This is a genomic window from Longimicrobium sp., from assembly GCF_036280135.1.
Classification (GTDB): Bacteria; Gemmatimonadota; Gemmatimonadetes; order Longimicrobiales; family Longimicrobiaceae; genus Longimicrobium.
The window spans coordinates 1-6037 of sequence record NZ_DASURI010000533.1; the positions used below are offsets into that span (position 1 = coordinate 1).

The 6037-nt window shown below is 73.5% G+C and carries 4 protein-coding genes and 1 pseudogene; all 5 read right to left on the reverse strand.

Annotated features, from left to right (window positions below; all coding sequences use genetic code 11):
* Positions 1 to 1122, reverse strand: a pseudogene (locus VFZ20_RS17130) (GAF domain-containing protein); the annotation flags it as partial.
* Positions 1119 to 1934 carry a tryptophan synthase subunit alpha gene (gene trpA, locus VFZ20_RS17135; protein WP_329685136.1) on the reverse strand — a complete coding sequence of 272 codons (816 nt, stop codon included), beginning with the start codon at positions 1932 to 1934 and terminating at the stop codon, positions 1119 to 1121. The pseudogene VFZ20_RS17130 and the gene trpA, both read right to left, overlap by 4 nt.
* The gene (locus VFZ20_RS17140) at positions 1912 to 3387 is read right to left on the reverse strand and encodes an HD-GYP domain-containing protein (RefSeq protein WP_329685137.1); all 1476 of its coding nucleotides are present in this window, start codon (positions 3385 to 3387) and stop codon (positions 1912 to 1914) included. The genes trpA and VFZ20_RS17140 overlap by 23 nt, the downstream gene beginning before the upstream one ends.
* Complete coding sequence (locus VFZ20_RS17145) at positions 3384 to 5066, reverse strand: HEAT repeat domain-containing protein (RefSeq protein WP_329685138.1); 1683 nt, start codon at positions 5064 to 5066, stop codon at positions 3384 to 3386. Before VFZ20_RS17145 ends, VFZ20_RS17140 begins: the two co-directional genes overlap by 4 nt.
* A gap of 34 nt (positions 5067 to 5100) precedes the next feature.
* Positions 5101 to 6037: tryptophan synthase subunit beta (trpB, locus tag VFZ20_RS17150; protein WP_329685139.1), on the reverse strand; the 937-nt coding region annotated here is incomplete at its 5' end.

Sequence of the window (6037 nt, forward strand, 5' to 3'; positions counted from 1 at the left end):
CCGCACCTCGGGGTCACGGTACACGCCCGCGCGGTGGTGGCCGATCTCCAGCAGCCCCAGCGCGTTGCGGCCGTAGACCAGGGGCTGCATCACCAGCGAGCGCGCCGGACCCAGCCCCCGCGTGCGCGGATCCGTCTCCGCGTCCGCCAGCACGAGCGGACGGCCGGAGTCGAAGGTGGCGCGGCGGAGCGACTCGTACGCGTCCAGGCCGTCGTCGGGCTCCACGGGCGGATGCACCATCACCAGGTCCGCCCCGCGCACGCAGTACACGTGCAGCCACGACCACTCGATCAGCCGTCCCGCCAGCTCCTCGATGCGCGACATGGACTCCGCCAGGGGCATTCCCGCCGTGATGACGGCCTCCATGGCGGCCACCTTGCGCAGCTCCTCGCTGGCGATGGCCTCCACGAGCAGCGCGCGGGCGAGCAGGCCGGGAAGCGCGACGAAGCCCAGGACGGCGATCCACGCGCCCCACTCGGAGATGAAGGCGAACGCGGCCGCCGTGCAGACGGCGCCCAGCGCGCCCAGGGCGGCCGCCACGACCTCGTAGCGCACGAGCACCATGCGCTCGTTGGCCGTGAGCTTGCCGCGAAAGAGGAGCGAGAAGTAGAAGAGGAACCGCGACGCGGCGAAGTACGTGAGGAAGTACGCGGGGATGACGGAGAGCCCCGTGACGGAGAAGACGGGCGCCGCGCCGCCCCCCGCCGCGTCCAGCCCGGCCACGCCCGCCGCGAGGGCGTATCCCCCGATGCCGGCCAGGGCGGCCAGGGCCTCGCGCCCCGCGTTGACCCCGGCGGCGAAGAGCGGCTTGCCCCGCACGGCGTCGCCCGCGAAGGTGCCGGCCCACGCGGCCAGGAGCGCCGCGCCGGGCATGCCCAGCAGCGTCAGCGCGCCCACGGGCACCACCGTCATGGTGACGTAGGCGAACTTGGAGAGCGACACGGCGCCCATCCGCAGCCCCATGACGGCCAGGGCGCCCACGACGGCGGCGATCCACTCCCCGTCCACGGGCCCATCCCAGACGGAATGGACGAGCACGGCCGCGGCGCCCGCGATCAGCAGACCGCGGGCGTAGGAGCGCAGGAGGCGGACGGCCCCCGGCGAGAGCGGGCTCTCCGTCACGCCTGCCGCGCGCCGTCGACCGCCTGGCGCAGCGAGCGAAGAAAGGCGCGGCCGGCCTCCACGCCGTCGGCGCGCAGCGTCTCCACGAGCGCGCTGCCCACGACGACGCCGTCCGCCACACGGGCCACGGTGGCCGCCTGCTCCGGCGTGGAGATGCCGAAGCCCACCGCCACGGGCACGGGCGTCATCGACCGCACCTCGGCCACCTCGGCCGCGAGCCCTTCGGCCAGCTCCTGCCGCGCGCCCGTCACCCCCGTCCGCGAGACGTAGTACAGGAACCCGCGCGCGGCTTCGGCGATGGTCCGCACGCGCTCCGGCCGCGTCGTGGGCGCCACGAGGCGGATGAGGTCCAGCGAGGACGCGTTGATCCGGTTCTCCAGCGCCGCGTCCGCGCCCACGGGAAGGTCCGTCAGCAGCAGGCCCTGCGCGCCGGCATCCACCGCGTCCGCCAGGAACCGCTCCATCCCGTGCCGCAGGAGGGGATTCAGATACGTGAAGAGGACGACGGGCGTCTGCCGCACGGCGCGGAAGCTTGCCAGGGCGTCCAGCGTCCAGCGCAGGTCCACGCCCTGCTCGATGGCCTCGAACGACGAGCGCTGGATGGTGGGCCCGTCCGCCAGCGGGTCGCTGAAGGGCACACCCAGCTCGATGACGTCGGCCCCGTCGTCCGCCAGGCCGGTGAGGATGGCGGCCGTGTCCTGGGGCCGGGGGTGTCCCGCGGTGACGTAGGGGATGAGGGCCGCGCGGTTCTCGCCGCGCGCGGCGGCAAAGGCGCCCGCCAGGGAAAGGTCAGACGAAATAGTCGCCGACATGGATGCCGTACCGCTCCGGGTCCGTGGTCTTGATGATGGTGCGCAACGGCCTGCCCGTGGCGGGGTCCGTCTCCGCGAGGTCCAGGGTGCGCGGCGGATCCACGCGCACCCCCATGCTGTCGTAGATCACCTGGACGACGGGCTGGTGCATGGCCTCGGGCCGCGGGTTGCGGGCCGTGACCACCGCCAGCTCGAAGCTGTCCAGAATGACCGCGCTGCCGACGGGGTAGATGCCCGTCATGCTGATGAAGGCCTTGACCAGCAGCGGGTCAAAGCCGCGGCCGGGGTTGTCGCGCATCTCCTTGAGCACGCGGTCCGGCGGCCAGGGCTGCGCCTGGTAGCTGCGCTTGGTGGTGGCCGCGTCAAAGCCGTCGGCCACGGCCACGATGCGGCCGAACAGGGTGGGATCGCGCGGGCGCGCGCTCACCGGGTACCCCGTCTGGTCGATCTTCATGTGGTGCTCGTACGCCATGAGCATGGCGCGCAGGGGCAGCTCCGCCAGGCCCCGCATGTCGAACATCCCCAGCAGCCCCTCGGCGGGGTGCTCCTTGAGGACCTCGAACTCCTCCGGCGTGAGCGGGCCGGCCTTGTTGATGAGGTCCAGGGGCATGCGCACCTTGCCCACGTCGTGCAGGAGCGCGCCCAGCCCCAGCTCGTACAGCTGGTGCTTGTTGAGCCCCAGCTTTTTGCCCAGGGCCACGGAGAAGATGCAGACGTTGACGGAGTGCGTGAACGTGTACTCGTCGTAGTCCCGCAGGGTTGTCAATCCCACGATGGACGTCTCGTTCGTGAGCACCTGGTCCACGATGGACTGCACGGCGCGCTTGACGGGGCGCAGGCTCACGCCCTTGCCCATCCGCAGCCCGCCCATCACCTCGCGCGCCACGGCCACCGTCTGCGCGTAGGCCCGCTTGGCCATCCGCCGCGCCTCGTCGTCGCGCAGGTCCGGCTCGCTCTCGCGGTCGGGGCCCACGGAGAGGTGCAGGACGGCCGTCCGCCCCAGCCGCTCCAGGAAGGCGCCGAAGCGGTCCTCCGGGTCCGGCTCGGCGTTCACGAGGGCCAGGAGGGCCGTCCACTCGGCCACGCTCACCCCCCGGAACACCTCCAGCTCGCCGATGCCGTGGCGGGCCAGCGTGCGGCCCACGAGGCCGTAGGTGGCGTACGACTGCAGGTCGATGCGCAGCCGCAGGTCGTTGACGAAAAAGAAGTCGCCCACGAAGCGGACGGTGATCTGCTCCTCGGCGGCCAGCAGCTCGCGGGTGACGCCGTCCAGCTCGGACAGGGCGTTGACGACCGTCTGGTTCTCCAGGGGATACAGCTGCAGCGACCGCAGGGCGGCGGCCATGGAAAAGAGCAGGTCGCGGCCGCGGCGCTGGAGGCCGCGGTCGTCGGCCGTGACGAGCCCGGGGTGCACGCGGGGCTCGCCGTGGGTGGCGAGGGGTTCGGCGCTCATGTCTTGAGGGCGCGCAGGGCCCGGCCCACGGCGCTGCGCACGACGGGGTCTGCGTCGGCCGCCGCGGCGGCGAGGGACTTTTCGGCGCCGGGGTGGCGCACGCGGCCCAGTCCCAGGGCGGCGCAGGCGCGCATCTCGCCGCTCTCGCGGCGCCCCAGCCAGCTCTTGCCGTTGAGGATGCGGTCCAGCACGCCCACGGCCTCGGCGCCGGCCAGCTGCCCGTACGCCTCGAAGAAGGCGATGCGCTCCGTGAGGTCCGCCTCGCGCAGCCGCCTGGAATCCAGCGCGGCCTCCAGGCGGCCCTTGGCGGGCGCCCAGCGCAGGGCGGCGAGGGCCCGCACGGCGGCCACGCGCACCTCGCGCTCCTCGTCGTCCAGGGCACCTTCCAGGGCGCCGCTGGCCGTGGGCGAGCGCAGCTCCTGCAGGGCCTCGATGGCCGCCACGCGCACGCGGGCTTCCGGGCGGGTGAGCAGCCGCGCCACGTCCGGGCCCGCCTCGGACACGCGAAGCCGGCCCACGAGCCGCGCCGCGCCGGCGGCAATGCTGGGATCGGCGTCCAGGACGAAGGCGCGCAGGGCGCCGGGGTTGGGCGCGGCCAGGCGCTCGGCGGCGTTCAGCAGGGCGGCGCGGGCCGCCTCGGACGCGCTTCCCTCCCCCGCGCGCAGCAGTGGGCCCAGCGACTCCGGCGGAAAGTACGCCAGGAGGGCGCCCAGGTGCTCGCGGGGGAGCGCGTCGCCGCTTTCCTCCACGATGCGCACCAGCTCCGCCACCGTCTCGGGGCGCGCCAGCTGGTCGAACAGGCCGCGCATGGCGCGAACAACGGCGGGGGGCAGCTGCCGGCCGCTGGTGGCCACCTTGACCAGCTCGCCCAGCATGTACGCCGCCGTCTCCAGCCGGCCGGCGCCCAGCAGCGTGGGCAGCACGTCGGAGGTGATGGAGACCACCTGCGACTGCCGGTGGGCCGCGCCGTCCTCCAGCCGGTCGAACATGGCGTTGAGCACGTCCGTCCACAGGTCGCGGCGCATCTCGCGCTGCACCTCGGCCTCCAGCCGGCGCATCTCCACCTCGTCCAGGAAGTAGAGCGCCTCGCGGAAGTCTTCCGTGGTGATGGACTGCACGGGGGCGGGATCGTCCTGCGGGGCCGCGGCCGTCTGCGTCTGCCGCGACGCCTCGCCCGGCTCGGGGAGCTTGACGCCCTCGGACAGGGGCTCCACGTACCGGTAGCGAAAGTGCCCCCAGTCGTGGTCCCACAGGAGGGTGAGCAGGTCCTCCTCGTCCAGCTTGAGGCGGTGGATGCGGGCCAGGATGGCCAGGAACCCGTCCAGGTCCTCTTCCTCGAAGCCGGGCATGAAGCTCAGCTCGCGGACGCCGTCCTTGTAGAGGAGGAACGCCAGGTTGTCGCGCTCCTCGCCCACGTAGACGGCGGTGCCCTGCCACACGATCTCGCGCTCCTCCACCTGCACGTTCAGGTACGGCAGGCGGTCCCACAGGGCGCCCATCCGCGCCCGCAGGCTCTCCACGAACTTGTCCAGGGCCGGCGACTGCCCCTCGTACAGCAGGTGCGTGCGCAGGGCGCGCGAAAAGCCGCGCACCACCTCCTGCACCTCGGCGCGAGCCGCGGCGTCGCCGCCGGGGGTGCCGGCGTCGGGTTCCAGGAGAAGGGGCGCGCTCTGGGTCATCCGGTCAGGAATGGGATCGCCGGGGTCGGGTGCGTCAGCGGGCGCGGGTCATGTCGGCCACCTGCGCCACGTCCTTGTCGCCGCGGCCGCTGAGGCAGACCACGACGGGGCCGCGGCCCTTCCACCGCGCGCCCTCGCGCAGCAGGTAGGCAATGGCGTGCGCCGACTCCAGCGCGGGGATGATGCCCTCCAGTCGCGCCAGCCGCTCGAAGGCGTCCAGGGCCTCGGCGTCCGTCACGGCGGCGTACGTGGCGCGGCCGCTGTCCTTGAGGTACGCGTGCTCGGGGCCCACGCCGGGGTAGTCCAGCCCGGCCGAGACGGAGTGCGCGTGGGCCACCTGTCCCGCCGCGTCCTGCAGCAGGTACGAGTGCGAGCCCTGGAAGACGCCCGGCGCGCCGCGGGTGAGCGTAGCGGCGTGCCGCGGCGTGTCGACGCCCTCGCCCGCCGCCTCCACGCCCACCAGCTCCACCCCGGCGTCGTTCACGAAGGGATGGAAGGTGCCGATGGCGTTGGATCCGCCGCCCACGCAGGCCACGACGGCCGCGGGAAGGCGCCCTTCCTGGACGAGCACCTGCTGGCGCGCCTCGCGGCCGATGACGGACTGGAAGTCGCGCACCATCCGCGGGTACGGGTCCGGCCCCACGGCCGAGCCCAGGACGTAGTGCGTGTCGCGGACGTTGGTGACCCAGTCGCGCAGGGCCTCGTTGCCGGCGTCCTTGAGCGTGCGCGTGCCGCTGGTGACGGGGCGGACCTCCGCGCCCAGCAGGTGCATGCGGTAGACGTTGAGCGACTGGCGCCGCACGTCCTCCTCGCCCATGTAGACGATGCACCGCAGGCCGAACAGGGCGCACGCCGTGGCCGTGGCCACGCCGTGCTGCCCGGCGCCCGTCTCCGCGATGATGCGCTCCTTGCCCATCCGCCGCGCCAGGAGGAGCTGCCCCAGCGCGTTGTTGATCTTGTGCGAGCCCGTG

What these genes read in the sequence shown, in the direction of transcription:
- trpA (WP_329685136.1), bottom strand. Translation starts at nt 1,934, where the DNA reads ATGTCGGCGACTATTTCGTCTGACCTTTCCCTGGCGGGCGCCTTTGCC.
- VFZ20_RS17140 (WP_329685137.1), bottom strand. Translation starts at nt 3,387, where the DNA reads ATGAGCGCCGAACCCCTCGCCACCCACGGCGAGCCCCGCGTGCACCCC.
- VFZ20_RS17145 (WP_329685138.1), bottom strand. Translation starts at nt 5,066, where the DNA reads ATGACCCAGAGCGCGCCCCTTCTCCTGGAACCCGACGCCGGCACCCCC.